The following is an 18,277-nucleotide window of genomic DNA, read 5'->3' on the forward strand; positions in this document are numbered from 1 at the left end:
GTTTACTTCATAGGGGCTAGGTCATGACGACTCCTAATCCGTCTTCTCAAAGTGTTCTAGAGCGTTTGTTTAAGCTGAGTGAAAATAAAACCAGCTTTAGAACAGAGGTATTAGCGGGTGTAACAACATTTCTTACAATGTGCTACATCATTATTGTCAATCCAATGATTTTGTCTGAAACAGGCATGGATCATGGGGCTGTCTTTGCGGCAACGTGTTTGGCAGCTGCAATTGGCTGTCTTGTGATGGGGTTGATTGCAAACTATCCTATCGCACTTGCACCGGGCATGGGCTTAAATGCGTACTTCACGTATTCCGTTTGTTTGGGTATGGATGTGCCTTGGCAAACAGCGCTTGCTGCGGTGTTTGTATCAGGACTGGTCTTTATTGCAATTAGCATGTTTAAGATCCGAGAGGCAATTGTCAACGCTATTCCTATGTCGCTTAAGCTGGCAATTGGCGGCGGTATTGGCTTGTTCCTCGCACTTGTTGCTTTGAAAAATGCAGGAATTATTGTCAAAAATGATGCAACTTTGGTTGGCTTGGGCGATTTAAGCCAGCCTTCTGTTATTTTTGCATTATTGGGTTTTTTACTTGTTGTTGTGATGCATCAGTTTAAAGTGCGCGGTGCAATTATCATCAGTATTTTGGCTGTAACTGCTCTTGCAACAGTATTGGGTTATAATGAATTCCAAGGTGTTGTTGGCCAAATTCCTTCAATTGCTCCAACATTCATGCAAATGAATTTTGAGGGGCTGTTTACAGCAAGCTTAATTGGTGTCATTTTTGTCTTCTTCTTGGTAGATTTATTTGACTCAACAGGAACCTTGGTTGGCGTTTCACACCGTGCGGGCTTGTTGAAGGATGGTAAATTGCCGCGCTTGAAAAAGGCATTATTTGCCGATTCTACAGCAATTGTGGCAGGTGCTGCTTTAGGTACATCTTCAACGACTCCATATATTGAGTCATCGGCGGGTGTGGCCGCTGGCGGCCGTACAGGTTTAACGGCGGTCGTGGTTGCTGTGCTGTTTATCCTATGTTTATTCTTGGCTCCGCTTGCACAATCTGTTCCAGGCTTTGCTACTGCGCCAGCACTGCTGTTTGTCGGTGTGCTGATGATTCAGGGTATTGTTCATATTGAATGGGATGATATTACGGAAGCAGTACCTGCATTTTTAACCATCGTATTTATGCCGTTCACATATTCAATTGCAGACGGTATTGCGATGGGCTTTATCAGCTATGCACTGATTAAATTGCTTACGGGCAAGGCGAAAACTGTTCCATATATGGTATGGATTATTGCTGTGCTTTGGGCACTTAAATTTGCGATGTTTGGCGGTTAATTCATTAAAATTGCATAAAGGGTGTAAACTCGGTTTACGCCCTTTTTTATTTTTTTCGAGGATTAGAAATGAATCAATTAGAGCTAATTCGCGCTCTCCCAAAAGCTGAACTTCATGTGCATATTGAGGGGACATTTGAACCTGAATTGATGTTTGCGATCGCACAGCGTAACCATATTGATATTCCGTACAAATCGGTGGAAGAAGTAAAACAAGCTTATAATTTTCATAATTTACAGTCATTTTTAGATATCTATTATGCTGGCGCTAATGTCTTGGTCTATGAGCAAGACTTTTATGATCTCGCGTGGGCCTATTTTGAAAAATGTGCAGAGGATCATGTTGTACATACAGAAATGTTTTTTGATCCGCAGACGCATACTGACCGCGGTGTCGCATTTAAAACAGTAATTGACGGTTTGCAGCGGGCTTGTGATGATGCCAAAAGCAAGCTGGGGATTAGCTCACATTTAATTATGTGTTTCTTGCGTCATTTAAGTGAGGAAGCAGCATTTGAAACCTTAGCGCAAGCTTTGCCTTATAAGGAACAGATCATAGGTGTAGGGCTTGATTCTAGCGAAGTTGGACATCCGCCATCTAAATTTGAGCGTGTCTTTGCTAAAGCGCGTGAGGCGGGTTTCTTAATTGTCGCGCATGCAGGTGAAGAAGGTCCGCCAGAATATGTATGGGAAGCTTTAGATTTACTGAAAGTAAACCGTATTGACCATGGCGTCCGCTCTGAAGAAGATGAGGCTTTGATGCAGCGTCTTATTGCTGAAAAAATGCCGTTAACGGTTTGTCCGCTGTCTAACTTAAAGTTGTGCGTAGTAGAAGATATGGCTGATCATAATATTCGCCGCCTGCTGCAGCAGGGTGTGCATGTGACTGTAAATTCAGATGATCCATCTTACTTTGGCGGCTATATGAATGATAATTTTATTGCAATTAGTGAGGCATTAGACCTAACAGCAGATGAGTTAAAACAGTTGGCAATCAATTCTTTTGAAGCGTCTTTTATTGATGATACGCAAAAAAACCATTGGAAAAATCAAATTTTAGCTTTAGCGTAATTTGCGTTAGCATCAGCGGCAAAAGGCGGCATGAGCTGCCTTTTTTTGAGAGTAAAGAATGAAATATGTGTTGAATATGGTGCTGGCATCACTGCTGTCAGCTGCTGCAATTCAGGCCAATGCGCAGCAAAGTACTGCAGTGAAAATACTGAAGCCGGTCATCGAGCGCCAGTGCGCAATTGAGTTAAATGATTCAAGAGCGTGGAAAGCATCCAGTTATTTAATGACTGAAGCCAATAAACAAGCTTTTGAAAAAGAAGTTTGCAGCTGTGTAGGTGAAAATGCCCTGAATGATGTTGGTGTGATGGAAATTGCGCAAGCAATGCTGACAGAAGAAGCCAAAAATGAGCTGGTGCGTAAGGCAGTGCTGAATAGTATTAAGAGCTGTGTATTGCAGAGTAAAAAATAAAGCGCCGCAGCGCTTTATTTTTTTGTATGTTTGTTTTTATTTTGGCTGGCGGGTCATGCTGCGCAGTACATTGTCTTTATCTATAAAGTGATGCTTTAATGCTGCGAGTACATGGCCGATGATCAACAGTGCAGCTGCCCAAGAAATGTAAATATGCAGCGGTTTCACAATTGCTAGAAGCTCTGGATTATCCTGTATTAAGCGCGGTATTTCAAATAAATACAAGACGGGTGCTGGATGGCCGGCGCTCCAGCTGAATAAACAGCCTGTAATTGGCAGAGCCAGTAAGATGAAGTAAAGGCCTAGATGACCTAAATGCGCAAGCTTTTGCATCAGTGGCGACATGCTGTCAGGCAGTTTGGGCGCTGGGTGTGTATAACGCCAAAAAAGGCGGATCACAATTAAAAAGATCAGCGTTGTTGCAATGTTCTTATGCAGGGTGATCACTTGGCCTTTAAAACTGCCGTCATTGTCATAACTGAGAAAATTGTCGCTATAGAAGCCAATAATCCATGCAGCTATAAATATAATGGCCATAATCCAATGCAGTGCTTGTGCCGTACGGGTGTAGTATTCAGTCTTGTTGTTCATTTTTTACATGCAGTAATGAAGCTGGTTTGTCATGCTAAAGCAATTTTATATGCGGAAATAGCATGCTTTTGAAACTCAGTGTTGATAAATCGGAACGCTGAGAGTTGTTTAAATGTGCATCTAAAATCAAAATAAAAAATAGCGGTTTATTCGTGTGGTGAATTTGGGCAAAATAGCGCGTCTTTGAAACAAAATAAGGAATAAAAGTGAAAAAATTGATCGCGCTTCTTGCACCTCTTTCTTTGGCTTTAACTGCATGTGTATCTACGGGTACTGCGACGGGCACAGGCGCAGCAGCAAATGCGCCAACAGCAAACAGCTTGGCTGTGGCGGCAATTAAGATTGGTGTGCAGGCAAAGTGTGTGACTGAGCTTCAAGACAATAAATACTGGACAACAGCTTCACGTGTTTTGACTGAAACTCAAAAACAAAGCTACCAAACGGAAGTATGCGGCTGTGTTGGCGATAAAGTTACGACAAGTGTAACGGCAGCTGAATTGGTTGTGGCTGCAATGGATAAAGCATCTCAAGCCAACTTGATCTCTAAAGTTGTGACAAACAGCTTAAATGCTTGCGTAGTTGAAAAGTTCAAATCATAATTTGAGCTGAATATTTTAAATGAAGCGGCCTTTGAGTCGCTTTATTTTTTTGAAGGAAAAAACATGCTGATTGCAGGTGCAGATGAAGCAGGGCGCGGACCACTTGTTGGTTCTGTTGTGGCTGCTGCAGTTATTTTAGATCCAAACAATCCAATTGAAGGTTTGAATGATTCTAAGAAGCTGACAGAAAAAAAGCGTGAAAAGCTATTTGCAGAAATTCAAGAGAAGGCTTTAGCTTGGGCAATTGCGGAATGCTCGGCTGCTGAAATTGATGAATACAATATATTGCAGGCTTCATTGCTGGCCATGAAAAAGGCTGTAGAGAAGCTTGGCATTCAGCCAGACCACTTGCTGGTTGATGGCAATAAAGTACCTCAGGGGCTTGCCATGAGCTGTGATGCGGTCGTTGGCGGTGATGCGCTGCATGCTGAGATTTCAGCGGCCAGTATTTTAGCTAAAGTGCAGCGTGACAGGGATATGCTTGTACTGGATGCGAAATACCCGCAATATGGTTTTGCGAAGCATAAGGGATATCCTACTAAAGCGCACTTTGCTGCCATTGCGGAGTATGGGGTAATTGATGAGCACCGCCGCAGTTTTGGTCCTGTACGCAAGGTGCTGGAGCAGCAGGCGCAGTAAAATGTATTTCGAATATTGATAATGCAAATAAATTTAAAGCGGCTGAAAAGCCGCTTTATATTTTCACGTACTTTAATCTTAACGATTAAAATTACTCTGTGAATGATTATCTTCTTCAAAAGAAGGTTGATAATCTTGATCGAGGTGCTGCAAATGTTCGTGCATAGCGCGTTCATGTTGAATTCTTTGGTAAATTTCTTCACGATGAACGGATACTTCTTTTGGAGCATTTACACCTATACGAACCTGATTGCCTTTAACACCAAGTACAGTCACGCTGACTTGGTCCCCAATCATCAATGTTTCTCCAACGCGTCGAGTCAGAATCAGCATGTTTATCTCCTTGCAAAACGCTAAACCTGCAATTGATCTAGAATGTGAAAGCACAACTTGAAAAGCAAAAGAAAACTTACTAAAAGGCAGTAACGATCGATGTTACAGATCTAATTTTAATAAATTTTCTAAAAATCCTCAGCGCTAATATAACAGAGCCACTATAAAAAAAACTATAGTGGCTCTGCTTTATTTGTAATGTTTTTCAAAACTTGTCTGACAATGACAATTTTTGACACATTAATTACGCACGTACGCTTGACTCACCGTGTTCACGGTCTAAGCCAAATGCTGTATGCAGTGAACGTACAGCAAGTTCTAGATAATTTTCTTCAATGATGACAGAAATTTTGATTTCTGAAGTTGAGATCATCAAGATGTTGATGCCTTCATCCGCTAGAGCAGTAAACATTTTGCTGGCAACGCCTGCGTGTGAACGCATGCCTACACCAACGATAGACACTTTTACGATGTCACCGCGAGTTGCGACTTCACGTGCGCCAATCGCTTGAGCTGTTTCTTCAAGGATCTTTTTCGCTTTCGCAAGTTCACTGCGGTTTACTGTGAAAGTGAAGTCAGTTGTACCGTCTTCTTCAACATTCTGGATAATCATATCCACTTCAATGTTGGCAGCGCCAATTGGTTTTAAAATTTTAGAAGCGATGCCTGGTTCATCAGGAACACCAAGAATAGTTAATTTAGCTTCGTCACGGTTAAATGCGATACCAGAGATAATTGGCTGTTCCATGTTGTCTTCCAATTCAGTCGTAATAAGTGTACCAACGTTCTTTTTGAACTCTTCGTCAAATGCGCCATCATTGTCGTTATCAAAGCTTGATAATACGCGCAGCGGCACTTGATATTTACCAGCAAATTCTACAGAGCGGATTTGAAGGACTTTAGAACCAAGAGAAGCCATTTCCAGCATTTCTTCAAAAGAAATACGGTCAACTTTCTTCGCTTTTGGTGCAACACGCGGGTCAGTGGTATATACGCCATCAACGTCTGTATAAATTTGGCATTCATCAGCTTTCAGCGCAGCAGCTAAAGCAACACCTGAAGTGTCTGAACCGCCGCGGCCTAAAGTTGTGGTATTGCCATTTTCATCAAAACCTTGGAAGCCGGCAACGACAATGACACGGCCAGCATCCAGATGTGAAGTCATTACGTCTGTATCAATTGACTCGATACGGGCTTTGGTGAATGAGCTGTCGGTTTTAATACCGACTTGACGGCCAGTAAGTGATTTAGCTTCTACGCCAATAGAGTTCAGCGCCATTGCTAACATTGAAATCGTAACCTGTTCACCCGTAGATACCATTTGGTCTAATTCACGTGGGTCTGGGGTTTCGGTAATGGCTTTCGCTAAAGCAAGCAGGCGGTTGGTTTCGCCACTCATTGCAGACACAACTACCACTACCTTGTGGCCGTGGTCATGCCAGCGCTTTACACGACGAGCAACATTTAAAATGCGCTCTGGAGTACCCATAGAGGTACCGCCATATTTTTGAACGATTAATGCCATAGTTGTTCCATATAAACCATGACCCTGAATGGACTGTTCAGGGTCAGTTACACAAAAAGTGAAGTTATTATTTTGCTTCAAGCCAAGCAGTTAGATCTGCCATCACTGTTGCAAACTTCTCGTTTAGTGGCGCGCCACCTTGTGCTAAGTCAGGTTTGCCACCACCTTTGCCGCCTAGCTCAGCTGCTAAGTGTTTGATGATGTCACCTGCTTTAATAGAAGCAGTAAAGTCTTTGGCTACAGATGCGATCAGGCTGACTTTGTCACCTTCAACACCTGCAAGTACAATCACTGCATTTTCTAATTTTGATTTCACGCCGTCGTGCAGGTTGCGAAGAGTTTTCGCGTCCATGTTTTGAACAGCCGTGATAAGTGTTGCACGGCCTGCAATCGTTTGAACTTGATCAAGAAGTTCCGCGGCTTGAAGGCTGGCAAGTTTTTGGTTCAATTGTTCGATTTGTTTCGCTAGGCTTGATGCTGTATCGACTAAAGCTTCAACTTTTTCTAAAGTTTGATCTTTTTGCGCTTTTAGCAAACCGTTAATTGTATTGATGTCACGATCCGCTTTTTGCGCAGCTTCAATAGCTTTAGTGCCGGTCACTGCTTCGATACGGCGTACACCTGCTGCGACACCGCCTTCAGAAGTAATTTTGAACAGGCCGATGTCACCTGTACGTTTTACGTGAATACCGCCGCATAGTTCGATTGAGAAGTTTTTCTCTTCAATAATTGAACCCATTGAAAGTACACGAACTTCTTCACCGTATTTCTCGCCGAACAGCATCATCGCGCCTTTTGCTTTCGCAGATTCGATGTCTAGAAGCTCAGTAGAAACAGCAGTGTTGGCAATCACTTCAGCGTTTACAAGACGTTCAATTTCTTGAAGCTGTTCAAATGACACAGGCTGGTCATTCGCAAAGTCAAAACGTAAAATGTCAGATGCAACCAATGAACCTTTTTGCTGTACGTGCTCGCCCAAAATTTGACGTAACGCAGCATGTAGAAGGTGAGTTGCAGAGTGGTTGCGTGCAGTTGCCGCGCGGATATCTGCTTTTACTGTCGCTTCAACATTTTGAGTGACTTTTAGGTTGCCCATCGTCACGATGCCTTGGTGTACAAATGCGCCGCCAGATTTTTTCGTATCTTGAACTTCGAAGATACCAGTATCATTTTTGAAGATACCAGTATCACCGATTTGACCGCCGCTTTCTGCATAGAAAGGCGTTTGGTTTAATACGATTAAAGCTTCATCGCCTTCAACGGCTTCATCAACTTGCTCGCCATCTTTGTAGATTGCGATGATTTGGCCTTCGCCTGCAGTTGCGTCATAACCGTCAAACTGAGTTTCGCCTTCAACTTTTACAACAGCGTTGTAGTCAATTGCGAATTTACCTGCATCGCGCGCGCGTTGACGCTGAGCAGCCATTTCAACTTCAAAGCCAGCTTCATCAATGGTTAAATCGCGTTCACGTGCGATGTCAGCAGTTAAGTCGGTTGGGAAGCCGTAAGTGTCGTAAAGTTTGAAAACAACTTCGCCTAGAATCACAGAACCTTTAAGCTGCGCCAATTCGCCTTCAAGCAATTTCAAACCTTGCTCTAAAGTTTTTGCGAACTGTTCTTCTTCTTTCAGAAGTTGTGCTTCGATACGCGCTTTTTGTGCTTCAAGTTCAGGATAAGCTGCACCCATCACTTCAATGAGTGGCTGAAGTGTCTTGTAGAAGAATGAGCCTGTAGCGCCCAGCTTGTTGCCATGACGTACTGCACGGCGGATAATACGGCGCAATACATAGCCGCGGCCTTCGTTCGAAGGATTTACACCGTCAGCGATTAAGAAAGAACATGAGCGTGCATGGTCAGCAACTACTTTAAGTGAAGCAGGGTATTGAACCGGTGTGCCTTTTTCAGCAGCTTCTGCTTCTAAAGCAGATGTGTCTAAGCCGATCACTTCTGCTGCACCTTTCAGTACGTGCTGGAATAGATCGATTTCGTAGTTTGAGTTTACGTGCTGCAGAACAGCAGAAATACGTTCTAAGCCCATACCTGTATCAACAGATGGAGCTGGAAGAGGGTGCAGCACGCCGTCAGCAGTACGGTTGAACTGCATGAATACGTTGTTCCAGATTTCAATGAAACGGTCGCCATCTTCTTCAGGTGTGCCCGGTAAGCCGCCCCAAATATGGTCGCCATGGTCAAAGAAAATTTCAGAACATGGGCCGCAAGGACCTGTATCGCCCATTGCCCAGAAGTTATCTGATGCGTATTGACCGCCTTTGTTGTCGCCAATACGGATAATGCGGGATTCGTCTAGGCCAATTTCTTTGTTCCAGATGTCGAATGCTTCGTCATCAGTATGGTAAACAGTGGCATATAATTTATCTTTTGGCAGGCCTAACCATTTTTCATTGGTTAGGAAATCCCACGCAAATTTAATTGCATCACGCTTGAAGTAGTCGCCAAACGAGAAGTTGCCCAGCATTTCGAAGAAAGTATGGTGACGCGCTGTATAACCGACATTGTCTAAGTCGTTATGTTTGCCGCCTGCACGCACACATTTTTGTGATGATACTGCACGTACATAATCACGTTTTTCTAGACCTAAGAAACAGTCTTTGAACTGGTTCATGCCAGCGTTGGTAAATAATAATGTTGGGTCGTTGGCCGGAACCAGAGAACTCGACGCGACACGTGTATGCCCTTGCGATTCAAAATAGCTTAAAAAAGCTTCGCGAATTTCAGCGGATGTCATAAAACGAGTACTCACAACCAAGTCACTCCATAAATCTCGTATTTGGCTAATAGCATGTCAAGCAAGTCCCATATTTATAAAGCTGGCTTGAAATACTGGCTTAAAATTTTAAAACGACAAATTATAACGGAAAAAGCTACTGCGACCAATGATTTTAATTGAACTGTATGATTTTTTATGGAAATGCCAAATGCGGCGGTAAAATTCTAAATGCGCAGAAAATAGCTATTTTTGACTATTAGCAGAGTGTATTATTTTTCTTTCATAATTTATGTTTAAAAATTAAGGCGCTTGAAAACCTATCTGTAAAGATGTTTTAGGTGTATATGGCTGTTTTATAATGAATAAAATTGAATATTCGCTGAATAAGCCATACACGAATTAATGATAACGGTTTAAAGCCGAAATCTATTAACATATAGAGGCTTTAGTTATCGTTTTCATTTAAAGGATGGGTCATGCAGCGAGTTGCAATTAATGGGTTCGGGCGAATTGGGCGTAATGTGCTGCGTGCATGGTTTGAAAACCCGAAAGACTTCCATTTTGAAATTATTGCAATTAATGATGTTGCGGATGTAGACACGCTGATCCATCTTTTTAAATACGATACCGCGCATGGCCGTTTTGCTGGACACGTTGAACTGCAAGAGATTGACGGCAGACACTATTTGAATATTCAGCATCATGACGCTAGGCTTCAGGTAGAAGTGCTGCGCAGTCCTGTTCCTGCACAGTTGCCGTGGAAAGCGCTAAATATTGATGTTGTGCTGGAATGTACAGGGTTATTCCGTTCACGTGAAGCGGCAACGCAGCATATTTTGGCGGGCGCGAAACGGGTGATTATTGGCGCTGCGCCTTTTGATACAGTAGATGCCGCTATTGTTTATGGTATCAATCACACCGATGTTAAAGCTGCAGACCAGATCATTTCCAGCGTATCTTGTACGACTCAGGCGCTGGTGCCGCTGGTGAAAATTATAGATGATGCTTTTGGCATAGATACGGCGATGATGACTGAGATTCATGCTGTAACTGCGGATCAATCCGTTTTGGACCATGCGCACCGTGATTTGCGCAGAGCGCGCGCTTCTGGTCAAAATATTATTCCAACCACGTCTTCAGCATTGGGCGCTTTAAAGCAAGTGATGCCAAAAATGGCTGGCCGTATAGATGGTTACTCTATTCGTGTACCGACCATTAATGTGGCAGCAATTGATCTGACTTTTGTTTCGCAGTCTGATATCAGTACACAATCTATCAATCATATTTTGAAGAGAGCAGCAGAGCATCAATTTGCAGAGATTATGCAAGTGACAGATGAGCCGCTGGTTTCCAGTGATTTTAATCACTCACCTTATTCTTTAATTGTGGATCTAACTCAAACGATGGCTGTAGGCAAACAGGCAAAAGTCTTTGCGTGGTATGACAATGAATGGGGGTATGCAAACCGTCTGCTGGACTTGTGTGAGTCGTTTACGGCTGCATAAATGGGCTGTAAGCTGTAATTAAAAGAAAATAATGCCTGACGTTTTTGGGTTGGGTAGTGTTGTTTTAAAAGCGCGGCAGCGTGATTTTTGCAGAAAATACAACTGGCAGGATCGTAGTCTGCCATTTACTTCTAAATGTACTTATTCTTTAGATAAATCAGCTTATTTCTTTTTATTTTGGTTAAGATAAGCAGATATGGAATATAAATAAGAGAAATTCAAATGATTTTACTGTGGGGATTTGTATTTTTACTGGCTTTAGCTGTGATCTTTCTGATTTGGATGCAGTTTAAGTCACAGGATGAAGAAGGCGCTGCCCATTTTGAGCAGGCTCAGCTGGAGCAAAAAGTCTTAAATTTGGAAGAAAACCTGAAAAAAACATTAGAAATTATGCAGGATCTGGCAAAAAAAATGCATACTCAGCAAGAAGTGCTGGATCAAACTACGCATAAACTGCAGCAGGTTGAGCTGCAAAATGCAGAACTGGTGACATTAATGACGAAGATTGTTACCCCTAAGGACTAACATAGCTGTTTGCAGCATAAAGAAGCCCAGTATTTGACTGGGCTTCTTTATATCTGGCGCATTTTATAAAAAGCTATATAAATGCATAGCGCAGCAATGCTGCTGAAAGCATGCTGATTGCGACCGTAGGCAGTAAAGAAAAATGCGCCGCGGCAATCACTGTAATGATCATGGCAATAATATTGGCTGGATGATCCTGCACGAAATAGGGTGCAATAATGGAAATGAGCACACATCCTGGGGTGGCTTCAAGGATTTGGCGGTGTTTGCTGCTGAGGGTTTTATGTTTCAGCAGCATATAGCCTAAAACACGGGTCAAATAAGTCGTGAGAGCAATAAATAAAATCGCGATAACGGTTTGAGCATGAATCAAGACTGATCTCCAGCAAAGAAGAACGCAGATGCAATGCCGCTGACTGCTCCGATAGGCACATGCCAGCCAGCTGGCAAATATAAATATGCTAAAGCAGCGGCAATTAAACTGACCAGCCAAGGTCTTGCAGCGTGTATACCTTTCCACATGCCGCGCAGCAAGATAAGAAATACGGCTGGAAAGGCCATATCAAAGCCAAAACGCTGAATATCACCTAAAAAGGGTCCGATAACAGCACCAAGCGTGGTGAAGCTGATCCACATGAGATATAGCGCAAAGCAAATACCTGCATAAAACATCATGCTGAATGCCTGCTGCAGCTGCAGACGCTGTTTATTTTTCTCTGCATCAGCCAGTCCTAAAGCCCAGCTTTCATCACACATAAAAAAGAGTGCGGTATACACTTGTTTATTTGGCAAGTGTTTCAGGTAGGGCACAAGACTGGCCCCCATCAGCAAATGGCGGCTGTTGACTAAAAATGTCAGAAACATCAGTATGAGTATGTTGGGCGGGCTGGTCCACATTTCTAGAATGGCAAATTCAGAGCCGCCTGCAAAGTTTAGGCCAGTGAGAAGGGACAGTTCTAAAACGCTGAAACCTTTTTGAGCGGCTTGTGCGCCTAAGACTAAGGCAAAAGGAATAATGCCAATTAAAATAGGCAGTGAAGCTTTCAGCCCGCGTAAGAATTCTGTGCGGCCATAGCTGCCGGTCGTGTTTTGAATATTATTTGCTGAAGTGTTTTGAAAGCCCAACATGATATTTGTCTGCATAGATACGCAATGGCAGATATTTTATGATTCATTCAATGAAATAGGTGATTGAATTTGGCTTATTATTTTGCAGCTGCGCAATTTTATTGCTAACTTAAGCTCAATAAAGAAATATAAATGCGGCAGGGTTATGGATCAGTTAGATAAGCGTATTTTGCAGGCGCTGCAGCAAAATGGAAAACTGCAGAATAATGAGCTGGCTCAGCAGGTTGGGCTTTCTGCATCACCGTGCCTGCGGAGGGTCAAACAATTAGAAGATGAGGGCTACATAGAAAAATATGTTGCGCTGCTGAACCCGCAAAAAATGAATTTAGGCCTGACCGTTTTTGCGCGTATTTGGTTAAAAGGGCAAGATGCTGAAACGGTAAATGCTTTTGTTGATGCCATTCGAAAGATGCCAGAAGTCGTAGAATGTCAGCTGATGGCAGGGGATTGTGATTTCTTTTTAAGAATTGTAGTGGCTGATTTAGACGCTTATAGGCGTTTTCAAATTGAACGTTTAAATAAAATCAGCAGCATACAAAATGTAAAAACAGAAATACCGCTGCAGAAAGTAAAGCAAACGACTGAATTGCCTTTATATTAGACTTGGCTGCAGTTTCTTATGTTCGATGAGTCTTAGCCTGTAAAGCAGCTCATTGATAAGATGAACATAGGTAAGTGTGTGTGGGAGACCTGATTTTTCATGCCTTGATTGCGGTCATGACCTGAGTTGTTTTTAGATTTTAAGTCTATAAGCCGATCTTGGCCTATTTTGAAAAATGGGACAGAAATAAGAGCAGATAGCGCGTGATGGATTTAAATGAGTTTAATTTTGGCTTTAAAAAATATATGATTCAAAGCAAAAGTCTAATGCACAGCTAAGTTGATCGTGATAGACTAGGAGAAATCGGGTGTGCTCCCGATTTTTTTATGCGGATTACTTCCGCGCTGACAAGAATTTAGGTTTACAACATGCCCATTTCAGAGACATGGTTATTACCTGATGGTGTAGCTGATGTATTACCAGAACAAGCGCAAGTAATTGAAACGTTGCGCCGTGACGCCTTGGATTTCCTCGCATCTCGAGGTTATCAGCTGGTGTACACGCCATTCATTGAATACATTGAATCTCTATCTTCTCTTTCAGAATCGAATCAAGATTTAGACTTAGCCACTTTTAAGGTAATCGACCAGCTTTCTGGCCGTTTGCTTGGTGTGCGTGCCGATATGACACCGCAAGTGGCTCGTATTGATGCGCATGTACATCCAGTAGAAGGCGTGGCCCGTTATTGCTACGCAGGTACTGTTTTACATACTAAACCGCAGGGTTTTAATACCACTCGCGCGCCGTTGCAGTTAGGTGCAGAATTATTTGGTTCAGACAGCCTTGATGCTGATGTAGAAATGCTGGATGTCATGCTGAGCTTGATTAAAACTTCAGGCCATCCTGACAGCATCCACTTAGATTTAGGCCATGTTGGCTTATTCCGCAGCTTGGTTAAGCATGCGGGCTTAAGTAAAAGTGTTGAACGCCAACTGTCTGATTTATATCAGCGCAAAGCTTTGCCTGAACTTGCCGAGTTCACGCAAGAACTGAACTTCGGTGCAGATTTTTATGCATTAGGCCGTTATGCTAGTGATTTAGATGCGCTGCAAGCAAACCTGAGCGCTGAAATTTTTGCAGATGCAGCTTTCAAGCAGGCATTTGATTCAGTGAAAGCGACACAGTCTGAAATTCAGGCGCGCTGGCCAAATCTGCACATCGGTATTGATATCGTAGAACTTCGTTCGTATCACTACCATACAGGTTTAATGTATGCGGTATATGCGCCAAACCGCGCAGCGCCATTAGCTCAGGGCGGCCGTTATGACGGTGTGGGCCAACACTTTGGCCGTGCACGTCCTGCGACAGGTTTCTCTTGCGATTTGTATGCGTTATGCGCTGGAAAATTCAAGAAAATTGAACAAATTGCTGCGCCTAAGGGTACAGATAAAGCATTGCTGGATGCGATTGCTGCACTGCGTGCGCAAGGTTCAAATGTTATTCAGCTGCTTGGCAGCGATGATTTAACTTCTGTTCCGCATGCAACTCACCAGCTGGTGAATGCTGCTGGTGAATGGAAAGTCGAAAAGCTTTAATCGCAAAGCTGAATGTTCATGTCATTCAGCATTGTATTCAATTTTAACAGCATGATGTAATGAGGCTATTATGGGCAAGAATGTTGTGGTACTTGGTACCCAATGGGGCGACGAAGGTAAAGGCAAGATCGTCGACCTGCTCACAGATCAAGCGACTGCGGTAGTACGTTATCAAGGCGGACACAACGCAGGTCATACTCTCGTGGTTGGTGGTAAGAAAACTGTATTACACCTCATTCCATCTGGCATTTTACGTGAAAACGTATTGTGCTTAATTGGCAATGGTGTTGTGCTTTCACCAGATGCGCTTATTAAAGAGATGGGTATTCTTGAAAAAGAAGGCGTGCCAGTTAAAGAGCGTTTACGTATTTCGCCAAACTGTCCGTTAATCCTTCCGAATCACATTGCGCTTGACCAAGCACGCGAGAAAAAACGCGGCAATGCTAAAATTGGTACGACTGGCCGCGGTATTGGCCCTGCGTACGAAGACAAAGTTGCGCGCCGTGCAGTACGTGTAGCTGATTTGGTTCGCGGCGGTGATCATCTTAAAGCGCAATTACAAGAGCTTCTTGAATACCATAACTTCCAATTGACTCAATTCTACGGCGTAGAAGCGGTTAAATTGGAAGATGTTCTTTCGCTTTGCGACCAATGGCGTGAAGTTGTTGCTCCATTAGTAATGGATGTAACAGGTGAGCTTCATAAGTACCGTAAAGCTGGCGAAAACATCATGTTTGAAGGCGCGCAAGGTTCACTTCTTGACGTTGACCACGGTACATATCCGTATGTGACTTCTTCAAACACGACTGCTGGCGGCGTAAGTTCTGGTTCAGGTCTTGGTCCGTTGCACCTTGACTATGTGCTGGGTATTACGAAAGCGTACACAACACGTGTAGGCGCAGGCCCATTCCCAACTGAGCTGGTATATGATGCCGCTGCTGATGTGGGTGACGCGATTGGTAAACACCTAGGTACAGTTGGTTCGGAATTTGGCGCGTCTACTGGCCGTCAACGCCGCTGCGGCTGGTTTGATGCTGAAATCCTTCGCCGTTCTGTAGAAGTAAACTCACTTTCTGGTATTTGCTTAACTAAACTTGACGTTCTTGACGGTTTAGACGAAGTAAAAATCTGTGTAGGCTATGAAGCTGCGGATTCAGGCTGTGTAGGTTCTTCTGATGCGCTTGCATTTGAAACTTTAAAACCAATCTACGAATCTATGCCAGGCTGGTCTGAGTCTACTTTCGGCGCGAAATCACTTGATCAATTGCCGCAAGCTGCAATTAACTATGTGAAACGTCTTGAGCAATTGATTGAATGTCCAATCGACATCATTTCAACTGGCCCTGACCGTGAAGAAACAATCGTTCTTCGCCATCCATTTGATGCGTAAGCAATACGTTCTAAAAAAGCTCCTTCGGGAGCTTTTTTATTGGCCTGTCATTAATATTTTAAATAAAAGCCTGATTATATTTTGATTTTTAGAAAAAATTAAATCATAATGCGCGCTCATAATTAAGCCAGCCTAGATGCTGGTATGAAAATATATAAAAATTAGAGTTTGGTATATAGAATGATGAATAAAAAATTAGTATTGGCATTTGGCGCTGCTGCGATTTTATCTGGCTGTACGGCAGTAGCTGAACTGACAGGCAATGATTCTGCAACATTAAATATGAACGCTGCACAAGATTATCAAGAACTTGTAGATGATGCGAAATCGCAAAAAGCTTTAGATACATCTTCGGCAACTTATAAGCGCATCAATGCGGTTTTTCTGAAAATGAAACCTTTTGCAGATCAAGCAAATAAAACAGGTCAGCCATTTGACTGGAAGTTAAGCGTTTTACGTTCGGATGAATTAAATGCTTTTGTCATGCCTGGCGGCAAAGTTGTGTTTTTTACCGGTATTGTAAATACTTTAAAACTGACAGATGCTGAAATTGCGGCAATCATGGGGCATGAAATGACGCATGCGCTAGAGGAACATAGCAAGCGCGGGGCAGGGGCAAATACTATTACTGATATGGCTGTTAAATTGGGTAAAAGCTATGGCGGCGATAAGTTAGGAAACTATGGCGCAAGTGCATTAGATATTGCGGGTAAATATGGAGTAGGGCTGCCTTATTCACGCAGTCTTGAATCTGCAGCTGACCGCGGTGGTTTAATGTTAATGGCGCAAGCAGGTTATAACCCTGAAGCGGCTACAAGTGTTTGGCAAAAAATGAATAAAATTGACAGCACTGGCAATAGCGGTGTACAGAAATTTACTTCTACACACCCATCAAATAATGATCGTATTGTGAATTTAAATAAAAATATGGTTGAAGCTCAAAAAGTTTATACTGCTGCTGTTAAAAAATAATTTTATGAAACAGTAGAATGCAAAGAAAAAGCCCGATTTAATCGGGCTTTTTTTATTCATGTGACCGACTAAAGTTATGTATGAATAAGCTGTTCAATCAGTTTGAGCTTGTTAGAATGTTGTCATAATTTGAATGAACAGTATGATCAGCTATGCATAATAATATTTCAGCGACCATGTTTTATTCGCTGCTGTTTGCAATGGGCGGCGCGCCTACAATCGCAATGATGATGATTAAATCACAGCAGGTAAATCCAGATGTGCTGTATCAGATTTTTATTGGACTGACGATTATGATTGCTTGTGTGCTGGTCCCAGTGATGCTGCTGCAGAATGCATATCTATTTTTTAAGCGTAAGGATGAGCGCCTTGAACAAAAAATTATTCCGCTCAGAAAATTTTATTTGCTGCTGAATGCAGGCTGTTTAGTATTTTGGCTGTACATTCAGTTTTCGGGCTAACAATATTTACATAAATTAAATGATTTTGTTGTTTAAGTTTATTTAACCTCCTAAATCTAAAGAATATACTGTGGCATATTTAATACAGCGTTAATGATTTTCCGGAGTAGCTTAAAAAATGAATAAAAATATACTATTGGGCCTTTGCGCTGCCAGCGCAATGACGCTTTCAGGCTGCACAACAATTGCAGATATAGCAGGTGCAGATACAGCGACTTTAAATGCAACAGCAACACAAGGTTTTAATAAGACCGTACAGGAAGCAAACAGCAATAAAACTTTAGATACCAGCTCTACGACTTATAAGCGTGTTTATGCTGTATTTAATAAATTAAAGCCTTATGCAGATCAAATGAACCAGACCAGCTCTCGTTTTGACTGGCAGCTTGCTGTATTAAAGTCGGATCAGGTGAATGCTTATGTAGCGCCGGGCGGCAAAGTTGTGTTTTATACAGGTATTGTCAATAAATTGAATCTGACGGATGCTGAAATTGCAGCCATCATGGGTCATGAGATGGTGCATGCATTAGAAGAACATTCTAAGCAAAAAATTGGCGCGCAGGCATTGACTGATATTGCCTTAGGCGTAGGTTTAAGTGCAGCGGGTGTTGGTCAAATGGGTACAGCAGCAGCGCAGTTAGGCAGCCAAATAGGTGTAGGCTTGCCATATTCCCGCAGTTTAGAAAGCCGTGCGGATCAGGGCGGTTTAATGCTGATGGCGCGTGCAGGATATAATCCTCAGGCTGCAATTACGCTTTGGGAAAAAATGGGCAAAATGTCAGGTTCTGGCAATGGCGCAACGTTCTTATCAACGCATCCGTCAAATACACAGCGTATTGAGGCAATGCGTAAAAACTTGCCTGCAGCGCAGCAGATTTATAATCAGCGCCGCTAATCGTGCGGCATAAAAAAAGCAGAGC

19 protein-coding genes are annotated in these 18,277 nt (G+C 42.7%); 13 read left to right on the forward strand and 6 right to left on the reverse strand.

Annotated features, from left to right (window positions below; all coding sequences use genetic code 11):
• The first annotated feature begins 23 nt into the window (after positions 1 to 23).
• The 3 genes from D7V32_RS09320 (at position 24) to D7V32_RS09330 (ending at position 2,825) form a co-directional block, all read left to right on the forward strand.
• Complete coding sequence (locus D7V32_RS09320) at positions 24 to 1,346, forward strand: NCS2 family permease (protein ID WP_120402612.1); 1,323 nt, start codon at positions 24 to 26, stop codon at positions 1,344 to 1,346.
• A gap of 68 nt (positions 1,347 to 1,414) precedes the next feature.
• Positions 1,415 to 2,416 carry an adenosine deaminase gene (locus D7V32_RS09325; protein ID WP_120402613.1) on the forward strand — a complete coding sequence of 334 codons (1,002 nt, stop codon included), beginning with the start codon at positions 1,415 to 1,417 and terminating at the stop codon, positions 2,414 to 2,416.
• 58 nt (positions 2,417 to 2,474) lie between these two features.
• Positions 2,475 to 2,825: a hypothetical protein gene (locus tag D7V32_RS09330; protein ID WP_120402614.1), complete on the forward strand. Its 351-nt coding sequence runs from the start codon at positions 2,475 to 2,477 to the stop codon at positions 2,823 to 2,825.
• 36 nt (positions 2,826 to 2,861) lie between these two features.
• Here D7V32_RS09330 and D7V32_RS09335 read toward each other — a convergent pair whose 3' ends face one another.
• Complete coding sequence (locus D7V32_RS09335) at positions 2,862 to 3,416, reverse strand: cytochrome b (protein ID WP_120402615.1); 555 nt, start codon at positions 3,414 to 3,416, stop codon at positions 2,862 to 2,864.
• Between the two features lie 206 nt (positions 3,417 to 3,622).
• On the opposite strand from D7V32_RS09335, the gene D7V32_RS09340 reads away from it, so the two are divergent.
• Both D7V32_RS09340 and rnhB read left to right on the forward strand, forming a co-directional pair.
• Complete coding sequence (locus tag D7V32_RS09340; RefSeq protein WP_120402616.1) at positions 3,623 to 4,015, forward strand: hypothetical protein; 393 nt, start codon at positions 3,623 to 3,625, stop codon at positions 4,013 to 4,015.
• A gap of 12 nt (positions 4,016 to 4,027) precedes the next feature.
• Positions 4,028 to 4,654, forward strand: a complete 627-nt coding sequence (gene rnhB / locus D7V32_RS09345; RefSeq protein WP_228200193.1) for a ribonuclease HII — start codon at positions 4,028 to 4,030, stop codon at positions 4,652 to 4,654.
• A gap of 78 nt (positions 4,655 to 4,732) precedes the next feature.
• Here rnhB and csrA read toward each other — a convergent pair whose 3' ends face one another.
• The 3 genes from csrA to alaS all read right to left on the reverse strand — a co-directional run bounded on the left by csrA (position 4,733) and on the right by alaS (position 9,273).
• Positions 4,733 to 4,987, reverse strand: a complete 255-nt coding sequence (gene csrA, locus D7V32_RS09350; protein ID WP_120402618.1) for a carbon storage regulator CsrA — start codon at positions 4,985 to 4,987, stop codon at positions 4,733 to 4,735.
• Positions 4,988 to 5,231: 244 nt separating this feature from the next.
• A complete protein-coding gene (locus D7V32_RS09355; protein WP_120402619.1) occupies positions 5,232 to 6,512 on the reverse strand; it encodes an aspartate kinase in 1,281 nt (426 codons plus the stop codon).
• Between the two features lie 67 nt (positions 6,513 to 6,579).
• Positions 6,580 to 9,273 carry an alanine--tRNA ligase gene (gene alaS / locus D7V32_RS09360; protein ID WP_171407629.1) on the reverse strand — a complete coding sequence of 898 codons (2,694 nt, stop codon included), beginning with the start codon at positions 9,271 to 9,273 and terminating at the stop codon, positions 6,580 to 6,582.
• A 443-nt stretch (positions 9,274 to 9,716) separates the two neighbouring features.
• On the opposite strand from alaS, the gene D7V32_RS09365 reads away from it, so the two are divergent.
• Both D7V32_RS09365 and D7V32_RS09370 read left to right on the forward strand, forming a co-directional pair.
• Positions 9,717 to 10,745, forward strand: coding sequence for a type I glyceraldehyde-3-phosphate dehydrogenase (locus D7V32_RS09365; protein WP_120402621.1), 1,029 nt, complete (start codon positions 9,717 to 9,719; stop codon positions 10,743 to 10,745).
• A gap of 222 nt (positions 10,746 to 10,967) precedes the next feature.
• Positions 10,968 to 11,270: a hypothetical protein gene (locus D7V32_RS09370; RefSeq protein ID WP_120402622.1), complete on the forward strand. Its 303-nt coding sequence runs from the start codon at positions 10,968 to 10,970 to the stop codon at positions 11,268 to 11,270.
• A gap of 73 nt (positions 11,271 to 11,343) precedes the next feature.
• Here D7V32_RS09370 and D7V32_RS09375 read toward each other — a convergent pair whose 3' ends face one another.
• Both D7V32_RS09375 and D7V32_RS09380 read right to left on the reverse strand, forming a co-directional pair.
• The gene (locus tag D7V32_RS09375; RefSeq protein WP_120402623.1) at positions 11,344 to 11,643 is read right to left on the reverse strand and encodes an AzlD family protein; all 300 of its coding nucleotides are present in this window, start codon (positions 11,641 to 11,643) and stop codon (positions 11,344 to 11,346) included.
• Positions 11,640 to 12,398 carry an AzlC family ABC transporter permease gene (locus tag D7V32_RS09380; RefSeq protein ID WP_120402624.1) on the reverse strand — a complete coding sequence of 253 codons (759 nt, stop codon included), beginning with the start codon at positions 12,396 to 12,398 and terminating at the stop codon, positions 11,640 to 11,642. The genes D7V32_RS09375 and D7V32_RS09380 overlap by 4 nt, the downstream gene beginning before the upstream one ends.
• Before the next feature lie 145 nt (positions 12,399 to 12,543).
• Between D7V32_RS09380 and D7V32_RS09385 the strand changes: the two genes are divergently transcribed.
• The 6 genes from D7V32_RS09385 to D7V32_RS09410 all read left to right on the forward strand — a co-directional run bounded on the left by D7V32_RS09385 (position 12,544) and on the right by D7V32_RS09410 (position 18,252).
• Complete coding sequence (locus D7V32_RS09385; protein WP_120402625.1) at positions 12,544 to 12,999, forward strand: Lrp/AsnC family transcriptional regulator; 456 nt, start codon at positions 12,544 to 12,546, stop codon at positions 12,997 to 12,999.
• Between the two features lie 368 nt (positions 13,000 to 13,367).
• Positions 13,368 to 14,534, forward strand: a complete 1,167-nt coding sequence (locus D7V32_RS09390) for an ATP phosphoribosyltransferase regulatory subunit (protein ID WP_120402626.1) — start codon at positions 13,368 to 13,370, stop codon at positions 14,532 to 14,534.
• A gap of 70 nt (positions 14,535 to 14,604) precedes the next feature.
• The gene (locus D7V32_RS09395) at positions 14,605 to 15,924 is read left to right on the forward strand and encodes an adenylosuccinate synthase (protein ID WP_120402627.1); all 1,320 of its coding nucleotides are present in this window, start codon (positions 14,605 to 14,607) and stop codon (positions 15,922 to 15,924) included.
• Between the two features lie 183 nt (positions 15,925 to 16,107).
• Positions 16,108 to 16,896 carry a M48 family metallopeptidase gene (locus D7V32_RS09400; protein WP_228200194.1) on the forward strand — a complete coding sequence of 263 codons (789 nt, stop codon included), beginning with the start codon at positions 16,108 to 16,110 and terminating at the stop codon, positions 16,894 to 16,896.
• A 152-nt stretch (positions 16,897 to 17,048) separates the two neighbouring features.
• Positions 17,049 to 17,357 carry a hypothetical protein gene (locus D7V32_RS09405; protein WP_120402629.1) on the forward strand — a complete coding sequence of 103 codons (309 nt, stop codon included), beginning with the start codon at positions 17,049 to 17,051 and terminating at the stop codon, positions 17,355 to 17,357.
• Between the two features lie 118 nt (positions 17,358 to 17,475).
• Complete coding sequence (locus D7V32_RS09410) at positions 17,476 to 18,252, forward strand: M48 family metallopeptidase (protein WP_120402630.1); 777 nt, start codon at positions 17,476 to 17,478, stop codon at positions 18,250 to 18,252.
• The last annotated feature ends 25 nt before the right edge of the window (positions 18,253 to 18,277 follow it).

The sequence above is a fragment of the Acinetobacter tianfuensis genome, from assembly GCF_003611465.1.
Taxonomy (GTDB): domain Bacteria; phylum Pseudomonadota; class Gammaproteobacteria; order Pseudomonadales; family Moraxellaceae; genus Acinetobacter; species Acinetobacter tianfuensis.

Coding starts and splice junctions, on each gene's coding strand:
- D7V32_RS09320 (WP_120402612.1), top strand. CDS start 24: ATGACGACTCCTAATCCGTCTTCTCAAAGTGTTCTAGAGCGTTTGTTT.
- D7V32_RS09325 (WP_120402613.1), top strand. CDS start 1,415: ATGAATCAATTAGAGCTAATTCGCGCTCTCCCAAAAGCTGAACTTCAT.
- D7V32_RS09330 (WP_120402614.1), top strand. CDS start 2,475: ATGAAATATGTGTTGAATATGGTGCTGGCATCACTGCTGTCAGCTGCT.
- D7V32_RS09335 (WP_120402615.1), bottom strand. CDS start 3,416: ATGAACAACAAGACTGAATACTACACCCGTACGGCACAAGCACTGCAT.
- csrA (WP_120402618.1), bottom strand. CDS start 4,987: ATGCTGATTCTGACTCGACGCGTTGGAGAAACATTGATGATTGGGGAC.
- D7V32_RS09355 (WP_120402619.1), bottom strand. CDS start 6,512: ATGGCATTAATCGTTCAAAAATATGGCGGTACCTCTATGGGTACTCCA.
- D7V32_RS09365 (WP_120402621.1), top strand. CDS start 9,717: ATGCAGCGAGTTGCAATTAATGGGTTCGGGCGAATTGGGCGTAATGTG.
- D7V32_RS09370 (WP_120402622.1), top strand. CDS start 10,968: ATGATTTTACTGTGGGGATTTGTATTTTTACTGGCTTTAGCTGTGATC.
- D7V32_RS09380 (WP_120402624.1), bottom strand. CDS start 12,398: ATGTTGGGCTTTCAAAACACTTCAGCAAATAATATTCAAAACACGACC.
- D7V32_RS09385 (WP_120402625.1), top strand. CDS start 12,544: ATGGATCAGTTAGATAAGCGTATTTTGCAGGCGCTGCAGCAAAATGGA.
- D7V32_RS09390 (WP_120402626.1), top strand. CDS start 13,368: ATGCCCATTTCAGAGACATGGTTATTACCTGATGGTGTAGCTGATGTA.
- D7V32_RS09395 (WP_120402627.1), top strand. CDS start 14,605: ATGGGCAAGAATGTTGTGGTACTTGGTACCCAATGGGGCGACGAAGGT.
- D7V32_RS09400 (WP_228200194.1), top strand. CDS start 16,108: ATGAATAAAAAATTAGTATTGGCATTTGGCGCTGCTGCGATTTTATCT.
- D7V32_RS09405 (WP_120402629.1), top strand. CDS start 17,049: ATGCATAATAATATTTCAGCGACCATGTTTTATTCGCTGCTGTTTGCA.
- D7V32_RS09410 (WP_120402630.1), top strand. CDS start 17,476: ATGAATAAAAATATACTATTGGGCCTTTGCGCTGCCAGCGCAATGACG.